General features: G+C 67.5%; 14 protein-coding genes. 7 read left to right on the forward strand and 7 right to left on the reverse strand.

The annotated features are described in order from the left end of the window. Positions 1-505 precede the first annotated feature (505 nt). Complete coding sequence (locus tag SBP01_RS17075) at positions 506-1,174, forward strand: alpha/beta hydrolase (RefSeq protein WP_320536637.1); 669 nt, start codon at positions 506-508, stop codon at positions 1,172-1,174. Positions 1,175-1,557: 383 nt separating this feature from the next. Continuing rightward, the gene (locus SBP01_RS17080; RefSeq protein WP_275214920.1) at positions 1,558-1,818 is read left to right on the forward strand and encodes a hypothetical protein; all 261 of its coding nucleotides are present in this window, start codon (positions 1,558-1,560) and stop codon (positions 1,816-1,818) included. 15 nt (positions 1,819-1,833) lie between these two features. Here SBP01_RS17080 and SBP01_RS17085 read toward each other — a convergent pair whose 3' ends face one another. From SBP01_RS17085 to SBP01_RS17100, 4 genes are all read right to left on the reverse strand, one after another. Beyond that, positions 1,834-2,709, reverse strand: coding sequence for an aminoglycoside phosphotransferase family protein (locus SBP01_RS17085; protein WP_414004241.1), 876 nt, complete (start codon positions 2,707-2,709; stop codon positions 1,834-1,836). 50 nt (positions 2,710-2,759) lie between these two features. Next, the gene (locus SBP01_RS17090; protein ID WP_320536639.1) at positions 2,760-3,167 is read right to left on the reverse strand and encodes an SRPBCC domain-containing protein; all 408 of its coding nucleotides are present in this window, start codon (positions 3,165-3,167) and stop codon (positions 2,760-2,762) included. Beyond that, complete coding sequence (locus SBP01_RS17095; RefSeq protein ID WP_320536640.1) at positions 3,164-3,478, reverse strand: metalloregulator ArsR/SmtB family transcription factor; 315 nt, start codon at positions 3,476-3,478, stop codon at positions 3,164-3,166. The genes SBP01_RS17090 and SBP01_RS17095 overlap by 4 nt, the downstream gene beginning before the upstream one ends. A 207-nt stretch (positions 3,479-3,685) precedes the next feature. Continuing rightward, positions 3,686-4,033, reverse strand: a complete 348-nt coding sequence (locus tag SBP01_RS17100; RefSeq protein WP_275214914.1) for a CBU_0592 family membrane protein — start codon at positions 4,031-4,033, stop codon at positions 3,686-3,688. 196 nt (positions 4,034-4,229) lie between these two features. Between SBP01_RS17100 and SBP01_RS17105 the strand changes: the two genes are divergently transcribed. Next, positions 4,230-5,153 carry a LysR family transcriptional regulator gene (locus tag SBP01_RS17105; RefSeq protein ID WP_320536641.1) on the forward strand — a complete coding sequence of 308 codons (924 nt, stop codon included), beginning with the start codon at positions 4,230-4,232 and terminating at the stop codon, positions 5,151-5,153. A 99-nt stretch (positions 5,154-5,252) separates the two neighbouring features. Here the strand turns inward: SBP01_RS17105 and SBP01_RS17110 are convergent, their stop codons facing one another. Next, entirely contained in the window at positions 5,253-5,726 is a 474-nt protein-coding gene (locus tag SBP01_RS17110) for an SRPBCC family protein (RefSeq protein ID WP_320536642.1), read from the reverse strand. Between the two features lie 223 nt (positions 5,727-5,949). Here SBP01_RS17110 and SBP01_RS17115 point away from each other — a divergent pair, with 223 nt between their 5' ends. Both SBP01_RS17115 and SBP01_RS17120 read left to right on the forward strand, forming a co-directional pair. Then, positions 5,950-6,513, forward strand: coding sequence for a hypothetical protein (locus SBP01_RS17115; protein WP_320536644.1), 564 nt, complete (start codon positions 5,950-5,952; stop codon positions 6,511-6,513). Continuing rightward, a complete protein-coding gene (locus tag SBP01_RS17120; protein WP_320536645.1) occupies positions 6,510-9,380 on the forward strand; it encodes an ATP-binding cassette domain-containing protein in 2,871 nt (956 codons plus the stop codon). Before SBP01_RS17115 ends, SBP01_RS17120 begins: the two co-directional genes overlap by 4 nt. Before the next feature lie 97 nt (positions 9,381-9,477). On the opposite strand, the gene SBP01_RS17125 is transcribed toward SBP01_RS17120, so the two are convergent. Continuing rightward, entirely contained in the window at positions 9,478-12,357 is a 2,880-nt protein-coding gene (locus SBP01_RS17125) for an FAD-binding and (Fe-S)-binding domain-containing protein (RefSeq protein WP_320536646.1), read from the reverse strand. 1 nt (position 12,358) lies between these two features. After that, complete coding sequence (locus tag SBP01_RS17130) at positions 12,359-14,074, reverse strand: L-lactate permease (protein WP_320536647.1); 1,716 nt, start codon at positions 14,072-14,074, stop codon at positions 12,359-12,361. Positions 14,075-14,213: 139 nt separating this feature from the next. On the opposite strand from SBP01_RS17130, the gene SBP01_RS17135 reads away from it, so the two are divergent. Both SBP01_RS17135 and SBP01_RS17140 read left to right on the forward strand, forming a co-directional pair. Then, positions 14,214-14,906 (forward strand): GntR family transcriptional regulator, encoded by a 693-nt coding sequence (locus tag SBP01_RS17135; RefSeq protein WP_120692522.1) that lies wholly within the window; start codon positions 14,214-14,216, stop codon positions 14,904-14,906. 183 nt (positions 14,907-15,089) lie between these two features. Beyond that, positions 15,090-15,914, forward strand: coding sequence for an alpha/beta hydrolase (locus tag SBP01_RS17140; RefSeq protein WP_320536648.1), 825 nt, complete (start codon positions 15,090-15,092; stop codon positions 15,912-15,914). Positions 15,915-15,936: the final 22 nt, after the last annotated feature.

Raw genomic sequence — 15,936 nt, forward strand, 5'->3', positions numbered from 1 at the left:
TGCAAGGTTTCGAAGCGACCCGGGCCTCGAGCCGGAGTGACCAATCGCAGAAAGCCCGGCCGCTATCGAAGTTGCTGAGGGCCGAATTGCCTGTCGATTGCGCCCGCAAGGGAATCGTTCACCGCGCATCATTATGGATCCTCATTTCGAGTCTCCACGGACTAAACACGAACTGAGTCCGCCCGTCGCTGACAGGGCGCCCTTACGGTTCTGCCGACTCGTCGCGTGCTTTGCCTCCGACGAGTGACACTAAGGCCCCCACTCGAAACCCAAGCGATACAAGGCAGCCCACGTCCTCAATGGGGGCTGTGCAATCGGCTTTGGACATTCCGTGCAGCCGACTTCGAAAACTGACAAGGGGGATGCCGCATGAATCATTGGTGCGCAATCGGGGCGACAATGGTGGCATGAGCTCAGCGTCGACTCGAAACCGTTCCGGAAGCCCACCCCTCCGAGTCCGGAGCCGCGGCGCGGGCGTGCGGCTGGTCGCGCAGCGGGTGCTGCGGTGAGCACGTTCGTCCTGATCCCGGGAGCAGGCGGCACCGCCTGGTACTGGAGCCGCGTCGTTCCGCTGCTGCAGGAGGCCGGCCACCACGCCATCGCCGTCGATCTGCCCGGAGACGACGAAAGCGCCGGGCTCGCCGAGTACGCGGACCTCGTGATGGACGCCGTCGGCGAGCATGAGGGCGTGGTGCTGGTGGCCCAGTCGCTGGGCGGCTTCACGGCGCCGTTGGTGTGTGAAAAAGCTTCCGTCGGCGAGCTGGTGCTGGTGAACGCGATGATCCCCGTGCCGGGCGAGACCCCGGGCGCGTGGTGGGACAACACGGGATGGAGTGCGGCCCAGCAAACTGCCGCGAAGGCGCACGGCTACAGCACGGAGTTCGACACAGAAACCTACTTCCTGCACGACGTTCCCCCGGAAATCGCCGCCGAAGGCGAGCCGCATCAGCGGCCTGAAGCAAACGCAGCCTTCGAATCGGTGTGCAACTTCGCCGCGTGGCCCAGGATCCCGACGCGCGTACTCTCCGGCGAGGGAGACCGGTTCTTTCCCCTGGACTTCCAGCGCCGGATTGCGCGTGAACGCCTCGGCATCGAGCCTGACGTACTGCCGGGCGGTCACCTCCTCGCGCTGGCAAACCCCGACGGCGTAGCCAGGTACCTGCTGCGGAGTTGAGCACGGACACCGGAGACACGGAGCAGCCAAGGGCGAGCCACCTGGATCACTGGTATTGCTCCGGGGAGCCATGCGCCCAACACGGCCAGCGCACTGATCCAGGTCGTTATCCGCCGTTTCACGCCCGCCCTCAGCCGGGTGGACGCGCCCCTTCCCCATCGGCTTGGCGAGGCCGCCCATCCCATAACTCATGCTTGCGAATCGTTCCCAAGACTTCAATAGTCGCGACACCATGAGCGGGAAAATCGCGACGGCGGAACAGTCACCCGGTCCTGCTACCGCTGCCTGCAACGCCGTGGTACTTTCAGCCTGATCAGGATGTCCCATACGGCCCCCCAATCCAGCCCGGCTCCTGGCGCAAACCCCTGAAAGGGAAGGCAACGATGCCAACTCTATTGATTTTCCACGAGGTCGACGACGTTGAGCACTGGCTCAACTCACCAAAGCGAGAAGAAGTCTTCGGGCCCCTGGGCATCACGGTCCGAACGTTCGTGGACCCGGCAAAGAGCCAGCGGGTAGGCCTGATCGCCGAGGTCCCCGACATGGAAACATTCCAGCGATTCATGGAGTCCGAAACGGCAGCCGAGGCGATGAAATCCGACGGCGTCCGTCCGGACACAGTCCTGACGCTTGTGGAGCCATAACCGGCAGCCCAACAGTCAGCCGTCCAGGACCTGCCGGACCCCAAGCTCGCCGACGGCGAACATCCGCGGGTTGTCATCGGAGTTGCTCAGCATGGCGGTGGACAGGTTGAGGGCCCACCCGCGGGCCCTCGCCCACGTGTCGTCATCCACCGCGCGGCCAAAGGCGCCCCTGAAGCGCCGGCGGGCCCCGGCGTCGAACATCAGCCACCCCAGCGCAAGATCGACGGCGGGGTCCCCGGCCCCGACATCGCCGAAATCGATCACACCGGCCAGCCCGCCGTCGTCGGCCAGCAGAATGTTGCCGGGATGCAAGTCACCGTGAAGCATTATCGGCGGACCATCCCAGGCTTCGGCGGCGAGGGCCTGCGCCCATAGTGCCCTCAGGGCTGCCGCCTGCGGGTAGCGTTCGCGGTCCCCGAGGCGTTCCACTACCGCCGCGTCGCGGTCCGCCAGCGGCACCCCGCGGAACGGATTCACCGGGACGCCGGATTCGGCTGGCACGTGAAGGGCGCGGAGGAAGCCGGCCAGCGCTTCAGCGGCAGGGCCGCGGCGGGCGGGGTCGACGTCGGCCGCAGCAGTTCCGGGGACCCACCGCACGACGCTCCACGGCCACGGAAACTCCGGCGTCGGCCGGCCGGCGTGGACGGGGACGGGAACCGCCACCGGGGACCGGCGGGCTATGGCGGGAAGGTACGCCTCCTCATGCATAATCAGCGGGACGGCTTCCGCGCGGCGCGGCAGCCGGATGGCCAGGGCGTTGCCGAGCCGGAAGGTGGCGTTGTCCCAGCCGTTCGCCACCCGCACCAAAGGATGGCCCGCAAGGTCGGGCCGCTGGCTCCGGAGGAGCCGCCGCACGAGGGCGTCGTTCACGTCCACCGTGGCTGGGGGCATGTGCGCCATTTAGATCCCCGAGCTGATCTGCGCGTCCGCTGACCTACGTGTCACGAGACCCCGGCGAGGACGCCGTCGATCCGTGTCAGCAGGCCCGGCCAGCCGTTGCCCATGCCTTCCAGGGCCTGCCTGCCCATGGGGGTGTCGAGGCGGAAACCGGCGTGTTCGTGCTGAAGGACGGTGCCGTCCCCGTCGGATTCGAGCCGCCAGGTGATGGTGGTGTCCAGCATGCCCTCGGAGAACAGGAAGCTGATCGATGTGCCGGGGTCCACGGTGAGCACTTCGCACTGCTGCTGGCCCCAGGATCCCATGTCCATGGTGAAGCGGTGCCCGACAACCGGAGCGATGTCGCCCGGGGCCCACCACCGGGCCAGCAGTTCGGGTGTGGTCAGCGCGTTCCAGACGGCTGCACTGGGGTGCGGGAAGCGCCGCTCGAGCAGGATGGCGTTCTCGGTCATGAAGGTTTCTCCTCGTCCAAAAGTTCTCCCAGCGCGTCCAGGCGCCGGTTCCAGTACTGCTCAATGTGCTTGACCCAGCCGCTGACCTCGGCGAGCCCTGCAGGCTGGAGATGGTACAGCCGGTTGCGGCCGTGCCGCTCCTCCCGGACAAGGCCGGCCTCGCGAAGAATGCCCAGATGTTCGGACGCCGCCGAGCGGCTCAGGTCCAGCAGCCCGGTAAGCTGGCCCGCCGTCCTCGGCCCGTGGCAGAGCTCATCGAGGATGACGCGCCGGGCCGGGTTGGAGAGGGCACCGAAGACATCAGGAAGCACGGAGTCAGTATATGTCGGAAAATCCCGACACATCAATTGGGGGCGTGATTTTCACTTCGCGCGAGGACGCCGAGCGTTTCATCGCCGACGACCCGTTCGTCATCGAGGGACTCGCCGAGCCAAGAATCCTGGAGTGGAATGCCGTGCGGTTCGGATAGCGCGCGACGGCGGGACGTCCCGCCGTCGTCGGCTTAACTAATCGTCAGCTTAACTAAAGGCGGGTGCCCGGGACGCGTCCACGATGGCCAGTTGGCCGGTGGTGTCAGGGACTCCCGGAAACTGGACCTGGGGAGCTTCGGCAGCGGCCGCGGGCGAAGCCTGTGTGGACCGCATGCGAAGAAGTGCCACTGCGGAGATGAGGAACCAGGCGATGTTCGTGACCACCGACGGCCACGCCTCGTGAACCGCACCATTGATAATAAAGGCGCAGGCACCGATGAGGTTCGCCGCCTGGAAGCCCTTGCCGGCGGCCTGCCACCCCATGGACACCGACAGGTACGCACTCAGAATCAGGGCCGCGCCGGTCCACCCGGCGATTTCCCAGAGCAGTTCCATGGTGTCCTTTCGGGGGGTGATGCCCGGTTGCCGTCGCCCGGCGGGGCGCGCAGAACGGCGGGCTAAGAGTCTTGTGTCTGGGGCTGCTGCGGAGTGAGTCAGGCACCCTGGATTTGGCTTTCAACAGCAATTATGGGGACGCCGGGACTGTAGATCAATTGCATTCCTCTGAAGATGTGGTTTAGAAATACTTAACATGGATATTGACCCGCGCCGGCTGCGCGTTCTCCTTGCCGTTGCCCGCACCGGCGGCGTGCTCGCCGCGGCTGACGAACTGGGGATCACGCCCTCGGCGGTGTCCCAGCAGCTCAACAAACTGGAGGACGAAACCGGGCATGCGCTGGTGCTGCGCACGCCCAAAGGTTCGGTCCTGACACCAGCCGGCCTGGCCGTTGCGGAAGCCGGCGAGGAGATCGAGCGCGCACTGAGTGTGGCCCGCGCCCGGATACAGGGCGGCGCCCAAGTGGCCGGCGTGGTGCGGGTGGGTGGATTCACCAGTTTCCTCCGCACCGTGGTGATCCCCCGCCTGCCCGAGTGGCGCCTCCGGTACCCGCAAGTGCAGATCCGGATGGTTGAATGTGATTTCCCGGCCCTGCTGCGGCTGCTCCGGCAGCGGGCGCTCGACGCCGTGGTGGTGGAGCTCGATTCGACGACGCCGGGCCAAGGCTCCCTGTCCGCCGGAATGATCGAGGAGCCCCTGCTGGACGAGCCGTGGAAACTGGTGGTGCCGTCCGGTGCCCTGCTCACCACGGAGAACATTGATCTGGGCCACCTGCCGCTTCCGTGGCTCGGCGTCGACTCCTCAGCGGCCAACGCATCCGTGCTCGGCCGGCTCCGTCAGTCAACGGGCGCCCGGCTGGAGACGGTGCACCAGTACCATGACACGCTGACCGCGCTGGCGCTCGTTGCGGCGGGCGAGGGCGTTGCGATCGTGCCCACTCTGGCGTTGAGCGGCGTCCGCCACGACGGGGTGGATGTCCTGGACGTCCCGGGACTGGGCACGCGGCGCATCGTCCTGCGGCGGTTCGACCGGCGGCGGGCAGCCAGCACGCCCGTGGACACCGTCGCGCGCCTCCTGCGGGAAGCAGCGGCCGGGTTCGACACCCGGTCGGCGTCCTGACCCTCGCCGGCGGCCCCCAGCGGAAAGTCCGACGGCGGCACTCACCTTGAGTGCCGCCGTCGGCCTTTGGCTTCGGTCGGTTCCTCGCCCGTTGCAGTTTTAGAACTGCCCGGTGGGGCCGCTGTCCTTGACTTCACCCCGCCAGCCGCCGGTTTCGCTGCCGCGCGATTCGACGAAGTCCTTGAACTTCCGCATGTCAGCCTTGACCTGCATCTCGTCAATCTTCAGTGCCGCGCCCGCCTTTTCCGTGGCGGTTTCGGGCGCCCATTCGAAATGGACCCTGACCTTCGTGTGATTGGCGTCCAACGGGGTGAACCTGATGATGCCTGCGTGGGATTTGCCGTCGGTGCTGCGCCAGGCGATCCGGTCGTCAGGCTCCTGGTCAACGATTTCGGTGTCGAATTCCCGCTGGACGCCGCCCACCTTGGTCACCCAGTGATTGGTGGTGTCAGTCAGCTGGGTTACGGATTCCACACCGGACATGAACTGCGGAAATGATTCGAACTGAGTCCACTGGTTGTACGCGGTCCGGACCGGAACTGCGACCTCAACGGTCTCTTCAACGTGTTCCATCTGCTTCCTCCTGTCATGACGGGCGGCCGCAACAACGGGCTGGCAGAGTGTGCCATCCTGCCAGTCAGGCAGCCGCCACCTCTGCACGATAAGTCCGGCGGCTGCCCGTGTCCAGACCTTCGGAAATCCCCCAGGGATGTCAGCGTCGTCATCGCCTGGAACGTTCACGTCACACAACGTGACCTCCTCCGCATCCGGATCACCCACGCCCTACCCTTGACAGGTGACTTTGACTACGATCCGCACCGCCGCGAGCTCCCTCGCCGCCGCCGGCCTCCTGTTTGCCCTCGCCGGCTGTTCCGCGCCGGCCACCCAGCCAGGTGCCTCTGCCCCGGCGTCCACGGCTGCGCCTTCTCCGGCAACTGCTTCAGCCAGCGCCTCCGAGCCCTGCGCCGGTGTGAAGGTCATCGTCGATTCGGGCTCCATCAAGCAGTCCGCTGCTGACCGGTCCGTATGCGTTCCCGTGGACGCGCCGACTCCCGCGTCGAAGGTGCTCGACCAAGCCAAGGTGAAGACCGAGGGTACCACCCAATACCCCACGGAAGTCGTCTGCCGTGTGAACGGTGTGCCTGCCGCGGACTTCGACATCAAGCACAAGGACGGCACCTACCGCGAGGACTGCAGCAAGATGCCCGCAGCCTTCGCCTACTGGGGTCTCTGGGTCAGACCTGTCTCCGGTGACTGGGCCTACGCGCAGGAAGGCCTCACCACCCTGCAGGTCAGCCCGGGCCAGAGCCTGGAACTGCTCTTTACGGTCGACGGCGAACCGGCCGCCCCCGCAGCATGACCTTCCGACCCGCGCCGTTACGTGCAGCGGCGGCTCTCGCCGTCGTCTTCGTCGCGGCGCGGGTCATTTACCGCATCCTTTTCAACGGGACGGGCATTGGCGGGCCGGTACTGCTCGACCTGCCGGCGCTGCGGCTGCCTGCCCCGTACGCGCATGTGGTATTTCTTGGTCCGGTCACGGGGCAAGGCCTGTGGCAGGCGGTCCTGTCCGCCCTGCCGATTGCCGGGATGTTCCTCGCCTTCGGCCTGCTCAACGCCTGGGTGGATGTGGCCCGCGGCTTTGTGGTTTTGGCCCGCCGGGGTCCCATGCAGGGCGTGGCCCGGACCCTGGTGGTGGCGTGGGCGGCGCTTCCGGCGCTGTCCGACGCCGTAACCTCCGTCCGCCTGGCGTTCCGGTTGCGGGGCGAACGCTTCGGCCCCCGCGCCCTGGTGCCCGTGCTCGAACGCACCCTGGAACACGCGAGTCGGGTTGCCGCGGCCCTGGAGCTGCGCGGCTTCGGGAGCCGGGCATCCCACCAACCCGGGAACGATGACGGCGGCCCGCTTCTGGTGCGCGACGCACAGTTCCGCATCGGCGACGCGCAGGTGCGTGTCCCGGAGTTCGAGCCCGCACGCGGGTCCATCACGGTCATCACCGGCCCGACAGGTTCCGGCAAGTCCACCGTCCTGCGGGGCATCGCCGGCCTGCTCTCCCACGTTGACGGCGGCGAAATATCCGGCACCATCCGCGTCGCCGGAGTGGCGCGCGCCACCACGCCGCCGCGCGATACCGCCCGCCACGTCGGCGTCGTCCTGCAGAATCCCCGCGCCGCGTTCGCCAGCACCCGGGTCCGGGACGAAATCTGCCTTGCCCTTGAACTGCGCGGCATGCCATCCATTTCTACCAAGGCACGGGTGCTCGACGTCGCGGAACGGATCGGGGTGTCGGCGCTGCTGGACCGGAATGTCAGCACTCTCTCTGCGGGCGAGGCGACGCTCGTAGCCATCGCCGCCGCGGTGGCGGACCATCCGGCCCTGCTCCTGGTGGATGAGCCCCTGGCCGACCTTGATACCGCCGCCCGTACCCGCGTCATCGCCGTGCTCCACGCTCTGGCCCGCGACGCCGGCGTCTGCGTCATTGTGGCAGAGCATCGTGCGGAGTCTCTCGTGCCTGTGGCCGACTCGTGGTGGACCATCGACGACGGCGCCCTGGTACCGGGCGCCGCGCCCTCCGCCCCGGCATCCCTGGCTGTTGCGCATTCGACGCCGGCGCTGGCAGATCCCACGCCCGTGCTGACCGCGACAAACCTCGGGGTGCACCGCAAGGGCACGATGCTGGTGCGTGACGCATCCCTGACCCTGAACCGCGGCGAAGTGGTGGCCCTCGTGGGCCCGAACGGGGCCGGGAAGTCGTCGCTCCTGGTGGCGCTCGCCCTGGGTGAAGGAACGGTGCGTGAAGGAACGGTGCGTGAAGGAACGGTCGACGGCGGCCGCGTCGCCTTGGTGCCGGACGCCTCGGACGACCTCTTCACCAGGGATACCGCCGCGGCAGAGCTCCGCGCAGCCGAGCGGCGCCTGACTCGTGGGAGGAGTGGTGTGCGCGGAAAGAACGGAGGGCATCCCACGCCCGGCTTCGCGGCGGCACGTCTTGCCCGTTTGCGCGGTGACCTCCGGATTCCCATCGGACAGGAGCATCCCCGGGACCTTTCGGCGGGCGAGCGCAGGATCCTCGCCCTCGCGCTGCAGACCATGGACGATCCGCAGGTTCTCCTGATCGATGAGCCCACCCGCGGCCTCGATCCGGCGGCGCGCACAGCAGTCGCGGCAGCGCTGCGGGCGGCGGCGGACTCCGGCGCGGCGGTCCTCATCGCCACGCACGACCACGACTTTGCCCTCGGCCTCGGCGCCCGGATCCTCCCGATGAGTGACGGCGTCGTGCCTTCATCCCCGGTGACAGAAGCGACCGAACCGCCCCTCGCAGCTCTCCGGCCAGCGGGCGCCGGAGCGAGGCGACGGGTCATCCAAGAATCAGCCCTGACGACGGCGCGGCAGCACCGCATTCGGATGCCACGCGGCGTCGAGCTCGCGGTACTGGCGGCGGCAAACGCCCTCGCCCTCGCGGCCTTCTGCTGGCCGCTGCTCGCCGCAGCCTTTCCGGGCGATTCCGCCGCGGCCCTCCCCTACGCGGCGGTGGCGATCACGCCGCTCGCCGTCGTCGCCGTCGTGGTGTCCCTCGACGGCTCGGTGCGCTCCGCACACACGGTGGCGCTGCTCGGCGTCCTCGCCGCTGTCGGTTCCGCGGTGCGGGTGGCGAGCACCGGCGTCGGGGGCGTGGAGGCAGTCTTTATCCTGCTGATTCTGGCGGGCCGGGCCTTCGGTGCGCGATTCGGCATGCTGCTCGGCGCGGCCACCATCGCCCTCTCGAGCGCTTTGTGGGGCGGGATCGGGCCGTGGACCCCGTTCCAGATCTTCGCCTGCGCGTGGGTGGGCGCGGGCGCCGGACTGCTCCCCCGCCGGGTCCGCGGCAAGGCGGAACTGTGGATGCTGTGCGGCTACGGCATTGTGGCGTCCTACCTGTTCGGCCTGCTGACCAACCTGTGGTTCTGGCCGTTCGCCGTGGGCGCCGGAACCGGCATCTCCTATGTGCCCGGCGCACCGCTGGGCACCAACCTGAGCAGCTTCCTGCTCTACTCGCTGGTGACGTCGACGGCGGGCTGGGACACCCTGCGCGCCGTCACCACCATCATCGGCATCGCCGTGGTGGGACGGGCCATCCTCGCCGCGCTCCGGCGGGTGAAGCCGGTCTCCAGCGCGGGCGGAGGCGCCGGCGGGCACGCCCCGCAGGCATCATCCGACCAGGCCGGGGACCGGCTGCACCTTAGGGTCTGAGCACACCGCTGGGACCCACACTCGCGCTGCGGGAAACTCAGGGCGCTGCTCGCGGACCTCAAGGTCGGGGCGGTTTCTCCTGCCCAGGAAAGCCATCCTATGCACCCGTCGAGCTGCGAAACTCAGGGGTCGTTACGACGCCTTCCCCGGGCCGCGTCACTTCCTCCAGCAGCTCCAGCACGTGCCGGTACTCAGCACCGGTTGCCCTGGTCATCCCCAGCTCACAGGTGCGGTTGCAGGACGCATGGGCTGACGCGCCCAGCTCCGCGACCTCCTCCCCCTGCTTCCGGGTGGCGGACTCGGTGAGCTCGGGGTGGAGCATGCCGCGGTCCCCCGCGAAGGCACAGCAGCCCCAGTTCACGGGGACATCCACCTTCTCGGCCACAGCACCGGCCACAGCATCCAGGGAACTGTTGATCCCCAGACGCGTGGACGAGCAGGTGGGGTGCAGTGCCAGCGAATCCAGCTTCTTGTGGTCGGGGAGCTTGGGCAGGATGCGTTCGGCCGCGAAGTCCACCGCATCCACAATCCGCAGCGGACGCTGCCCCACCAGGGGAACATCCGATTCCACGGCCTGGCGAAGGCCTTCCGTGCAGGACGACGCGTCGCAGATGATGGCCAGTTCGCCGTCCCGGGTGGCTTCCCGCAGCGCGGCCAGGGTCCTCTCCTGCATGGTCGCCTGGCCGGCCACCATGCCCTTGGAGGACCAGGGGGTGCCGCAGCACAGGCCATCGATGCCCTGCGGCACCAGCAGGGTGATCCCGGCCCGTTCGCACAGCTGCTCGAAGCTGTACTGGACGCCCGGCCCGGGCGTGCCGGACTGATCCGCACCGGCCGGCCCGAACATGGTCCCCACGCACGCGGGGAAGTAGACGGCGTCCGGTGCCCGGTCCGGCGTCGGACGTTTCCGCACGGAACCGCCGCCCGGCAGCTCGGCCGAGTACAGAGGGACGGTGTCGGTGCCCAGGACCGCCCTGGCTGCCTTGTTTGGCGGGACCAGCGCGGCGGCCGGCAGCTTGTTGACCACGGTGAGCGCGAGCGAAGCGCCGCGGGTCACCCCTTCCCAGTGCTTGGCAGCCGCGTTCCAGGCGCCGTTGGCCACGGACCCGGCGTCGGAACGCCTGATCCGCTTGACCAGGAGCCCCGTGTTGATGTCCACCGGACAGGCCGTCTGGCACATGCCATCCACCGCGCAGGTCTGCACGGACTCGTAGTCGTAATCCTTCTCCAGCTGCTCCACGAGTGCCGTGTCCCCGGCCAGACGCGCGGCCTCGATGGCACGCAGGGTGACGATGCGCTGCCGCGGCGTAAGGGTGAGGTCCTTGCTGGGGCACACCGGCTCGCAGTAGCCGCAGGAGACACAGCGGTCCACCTCTTCGGCCACGGGTGGCGCCGTTTTGATGTGCCGGAGGTGCGCCTCGGGATCGTCGTCCAGGATGACGCCGGGGTTGAGGATCCCGCGCGGATCGAACAGCTCCTTGACCCTGAGCATCACGCCATACAGCTCATTCCCGTACTGCCGCCGCACATAGGGCGCCATCACCCGTCCGGTGCCGTGCTCGGCTTTGAGTGAGCCGCCCTCCCCCAGCACCAGGTCCACCATGTCCTCGGTGAACGAGCTGTACCTGTCCAGCTCCTCCGCGGTGCTGAACCCGTCCGTGAGCATGAAGTGGACGTTCCCGTCTTTGGCGTGGCCGAAGATCACGCTGTTGCTGTAGCTGTACTTGTCGAACAGCCCGATGAGGTCCTGGCAGGTGCGGCCGAGCACGGGAACCGGGACCACGATGTCCTCCAGCAGAGCGGTGGTCCCCTGCGGCCGGGCTCCCGCCACCGAGGCGTACAGGCCCTTGCGCAGATGCCAAAGCCCCGCACGTGCTTTGGCGTCACCCGTGAAGTGGGCTTCGGCGGAGAGGCTCAGCTCCTTGAGGATGCTTTCACCGCCCTGCTGCAGTTCCGCGAGCCGGTCCTGCCCTTCGGCCGAGTATTCAACCAGCAGGGCAGCGTGGTCCCGCACCACCAGGTCACGCACGACGGCGGGAGTCCCCTTCAGCGTCTGGCCCACCTTCAGGGACAGCGCGTCCATGAGCTCCACCGTGGCTGCGCCGGTTTCCACCAGCGCGGGCAGGGCGGCGTTGGCCGCCCGCAGGTCCGGGAAGACGAGCAGTCCGGTGGCGGCGTGCTGCAGCCGCGGGATGGTGCGGAAGACGGCCTCGGCCACGAAGCCCAGGGTTCCCTCGCTGCCGACGATCAGGTGGGCCATGATGTCCACCGGGCTGCTGAAGTCCAGCAGCGTGTTGAGGCCGTAGCCCATGGTGTTCTTCATGGCGAACTGCTGCCGGATCCTGCGCACGGACTCACTGTTTCCGCGCACCCGCTCCGCCAGCTGGACCAAACCCTGGTAAAGCTCCGGCTCCAGCGCGCGCAGCTTGGTGTCCGCGTCCGGGGCGCCGGTGTCAATGACTGTCCCGGACGGGAGCACTACGGTGAGGGACTCGAGCGTACGGTAGGCGTTGTCCACGGTTCCGCAGTTCATGCCGGACGAGTTGTTCGCCACCACACCGCCGATGGTGCACGCGGCCTCGCTGGCCGGATCGGGCCCAAACTTCCGGCCGTAGGGTGCCAGCCGGGCATTCAGCGCCCGCACCGTGACGCCGGGCTGCACCCGGACGCGCGCACCGCCGTCGAGCACTTCAACGTCCCGGAAATTGCGCCGCACATCCACCAGCACGCCGTCGGTGACGGCCTGTCCGCTGAGGCTGGTCCCGCCGGAGCGGAACGTGAGCGGCACGCCCTGGGCGGCACTCGCGCGGAGCAGCCCGCCCACGTCGGCTGCGCTTCCGGCGGTGACCACGGCCTGCGGGATCAGCAGGAAGTGGGAGGCATCGTGGGCGTTTGCGTGCAGGTCGATGGCCCGGTTTTTGACGTGGGCGGGATCGGCGACGGCGGAGCGGAGGGCTGCGAGGTCCAGCGGTGCCATATCAGGGGACCATCCAGCCGAGGACGGGGGTGGACTGCAGGAAGATCAGGACCGTGATGAGGGCGAGGAGGCCCAGGCTCCAGCCGATGAGCTTGCGGAACAAGGTTCCCTCGGCACCGTCGAGACCCACCGCGGCCGAGGCCACGGCCAGGTTCTGCAGGGACAACATCTTGCCCATCACGCCGGCGGAGGAGTTGGACGCAGCCATCAGCACGGGTGAAAGTCCGGTCTGCTCCGCTGCGGTGGCCTGCATCTGCCCGAACAGCGAGTTGGAGGAGGTGTCAGAGCCGGTGAGTGCCACGCCGATCCATCCGATCAGCGGCGAGAGCAGGGCGAAGAACCCGCCGGCGGAGGCCAGGGCGAAGCCCAGGGTGGTGGTCTGGCCGGACAGGTTCATCACGAAAGAGAGGCCCAGCACGGCGGTGACGGTGACGATGGTCCAGCGCAGCTGCACCACGGTATCGCGGTAGATGCGCAGGCCCTGGGATGCACTGATTTTGTAGAGCAGCATGGTGAGCAGGCCGGAGAACAGCAGCAGGGTGCCGGTGGCCTTGAGGTGGTCCAGCTTGAACTTGGTGGCCGCCACCGGCTTGCCGGCCGAGTCCGTGATGTCCAGTCCGGGCCAGGCGAACGTAACGCTGCCAACCTGGGTCAGCCAGGCCTTGATGATCGGGATCTGGGCCACGGAAAACACCGCAATGATGATCAGGTAGGGCGCGATTGCCATCCAGATCTGGCGCGGCCCGGGCCGGGAGTTGTCCGTGGGGATGGCGGGGTCTGCAGACAGGGCGCTGCCGCGTGCCGCCGTCGTACCTTCCTGTGCCGCGGAGCCGCCCGTTCCGCCGGCGCTGACGACGGCGGGGACCGCAGCAGCCTCCACGGCGCCGCCCATGCCCACGGTTTCCTTCGGCTGCCAGACCTTCAGCATGAGCAGGACCGCGGCCACGGTGACGACGGCGGCGACGACGTCCGTGAGTTCCACGGCGAAGTAGTTGGAGGTGACGAACTGGGCCAGGCCGAAGGCGGCGCCTGCCACCAGTGCCACGGGCCAGGTCTGCTTGACGCCGCGGCGGCCGTCCACGATGAACACCAGCAGCAGCGGGACGATCAGGGCGATGAACGGCGTCTGGCGTCCGGCCATGGCGGACAGCTCATTCAGGGGCAGGCCGGTGACGCCGTTGAGGGCAATGATGGGTGCGGCCATGGCGCCGAATGCCACCGGAGCGGTGTTGGCCAGCAGCGAGACAATTGCGGACTTCAGGGGTTTCATGCCGGCGGCCATCAGCATGGCGGCGGAAATTGCCACGGGTGCGCCGAAGCCGGCCAGCGACTCAAGCAGCGCACCGAAGCAGAAGGCGATGAGGATGGCCAGGATCCGGAGGTCGTTGGAGATGGAACGGATGGTGCGTCCCAGGACCTCGAACCACGGCGTGGCCACGGTGAGCCGGTAGATCCAGAGCGCGTTCACCAGGATCCACAGGATGGGGAACAGCCCGTAGAAGATGCCGGCCGCCGTGGCGCTCAGGGCCTGGTTGACCGGCATCTGCCAGCCGACGACGGCCAGCACCAGTGACAGGGCCAGGCCGGCCAGGGCGGCGAAAGGTGCTTTGACCTTGAAGACGCCAAGGAGGACGAAAAGCAGGACGAGGGGAAGTGCCGCGCAAAGGGCTGAAATCACGAGGGACCCGGCGAGGGGGTCGAGGATCTGCTGAAACATGTGTCTCCAGATTGTGTTAGGCGTCACAACACCGTGGCGCCCTTCGATTGTCTAACAAGTACACATGTTGGTCAAGTATCGATGTTGTTCTGTCTGGCAAGATGAAGTACGTCGGAAAGAACCTTGGGAGGGAACGCACGTGCCCGGTCGCATTGCAGCAGTCTCCATCGTGGAGGCGATCGCCGCAGATCTGCGGAGCCGCGTCTTCTCCGGTGAGCTCGGTTCCGGGGAGGCGCTCACCGAGACGGACGTCGCTTCCACCTACGAGGTGGCCCGCCCCACCGCCAAAGCCTCCATTGAAAAGCTCGTGGCCGAAGGGCTGCTGGACAGGGGAACGCACAAGACGGCACGCGTGGTGGATCTGGGACCGGAGTCGGTCCGGGACATCTACCTGGCCAGGGCCTACCTGGAAAGCGAAGTGCTCCGCCGGCTTGCCTCCGGCCGGACCGTTCCGGCCGGAGCCGTACAGGCGAACAAGGACATTGCCGCAGTGAAGAGCGGAGCGCCGCTGGACGTGGTGGAACCGGACATGAGGTTCCACACCAGCCTGATCGATGCTGTGGGCAATACGCGCATCAGCAAGATGTACCGGTCGCTCGTTGGGGAAGTCCGCCTGTGCATGTCCCGTGTACAGTCGCTGCACCTCCTCGACACCGCCCTGATCCAGGCGGAGCACCAGAGGCTGCTGGAACTGATTGAGGAAGGCCGGGGCGACGAGGCCGCCGGCCTGCTCGACGTCCATTTGGGGCGCGCCCGTGAACGGCTGGTCGCTGCAATGGGTGGCGAGGCCGGACCTGAAGCCCAGTTGCCGTCCGACCTGGTAGCCGAGTAACGAGCGAGGCTATGTCCCAAGTACTCATGCGCTGGATGAGTCGGGGAGCCGCGTAAGCCGCGGCGCATGCAAGGGGCTGAACGGACGTCGCCTTGAAGGTCATAGTGGGAGGATCGCTAGGATTCGCTATTTCCCGTCGATAGTCTGGGACAGGACGCCACCCGACGGAGGGTCAGTGAGAACGTGATGGAAGCAGTTGCCGCCGTAATCGGCCGGAACAACGTCACCATATCCGGCCGGGATGATGGGCCTGTCATGATGTTTGCCCACGGCTTCGGCTGCGACCAGGCTATGTGGCGGAAGCTGCTGCCCTATTTCGCTGACGATTACCGGCTGGTGCTCTTTGATCATGTTGGTGCGGGACACTCCGACATCAGCGCCTATGACTGGGAGAAGTACGGGTCCCTGAACGGGTACGCGTCGGACCTGCTGGAGATTTGCGCCGCCCTTGACCTTGAGGACGTCATCCTGGTGGGACACAGTGTCAGCACCATGATCGCCGTGATCGCCGCCGTGCAGGACCCCAACCGTTTCTCCCACCTGGTCCTGCTTGCTCCTTCGCCCCGTCATACGGATGACCCGTACGACGGCTACGTGGGCGGCTTTTCGCGGGAAGACATCGAGGGCCTGCTGGCATCCCTGGACAGCGACTACTTCGCCTGGGCCGCGGCCTTGGCCCCCGTGGTGATGGGCAACCCGCAGGAGCCCGAATTAGCGGAGGACCTGCGCGTTAGCTTCTGCCGGACAAATCCGACCATCGCACGGCACTTCGCGGGGGTAACTTTCTTCTCCGACACCCGCCCTGAACTGAAAAAGGTGCGCACCAGCTGCCTGATACTGCAGTGCTCCAACGATCGGCTTGCCCCGCCGGAAGTGGGTGCCTACCTGCACAAGAATCTGGAACACAGCACCCTGGTGCAGCTCCAGGCCACCGGGCACTGCCCCCACGTCAGTGCCCCGGATGAAACAGCCCGGGCGATTCTGCACTACCTCGAGACCCGCTCCTGACAGGTGACCTGCAGATCCGGGT

The sequence above is a fragment of the Pseudarthrobacter sp. IC2-21 genome (genome assembly GCF_034048115.1).
Taxonomy (GTDB): Bacteria; Actinomycetota; Actinomycetes; order Actinomycetales; family Micrococcaceae; genus Arthrobacter; species Arthrobacter naphthalenicus.

Excerpts from the sequence above, each read along its gene's own strand:
- SBP01_RS17080 (WP_275214920.1), top strand. The coding sequence starts at position 1,558 with ATGCCAACTCTATTGATTTTCCACGAGGTCGACGACGTTGAGCACTGG.
- SBP01_RS17085 (WP_414004241.1), bottom strand. The coding sequence starts at position 2,709 with ATGCCCCCAGCCACGGTGGACGTGAACGACGCCCTCGTGCGGCGGCTC.
- SBP01_RS17090 (WP_320536639.1), bottom strand. The coding sequence starts at position 3,167 with ATGACCGAGAACGCCATCCTGCTCGAGCGGCGCTTCCCGCACCCCAGT.
- SBP01_RS17100 (WP_275214914.1), bottom strand. The coding sequence starts at position 4,033 with ATGGAACTGCTCTGGGAAATCGCCGGGTGGACCGGCGCGGCCCTGATT.
- SBP01_RS17105 (WP_320536641.1), top strand. The coding sequence starts at position 4,230 with ATGGATATTGACCCGCGCCGGCTGCGCGTTCTCCTTGCCGTTGCCCGC.
- SBP01_RS17110 (WP_320536642.1), bottom strand. The coding sequence starts at position 5,726 with ATGGAACACGTTGAAGAGACCGTTGAGGTCGCAGTTCCGGTCCGGACC.
- SBP01_RS17120 (WP_320536645.1), top strand. The coding sequence starts at position 6,510 with ATGACCTTCCGACCCGCGCCGTTACGTGCAGCGGCGGCTCTCGCCGTC.
- SBP01_RS17125 (WP_320536646.1), bottom strand. The coding sequence starts at position 12,357 with ATGGCACCGCTGGACCTCGCAGCCCTCCGCTCCGCCGTCGCCGATCCC.
- SBP01_RS17130 (WP_320536647.1), bottom strand. The coding sequence starts at position 14,074 with ATGTTTCAGCAGATCCTCGACCCCCTCGCCGGGTCCCTCGTGATTTCA.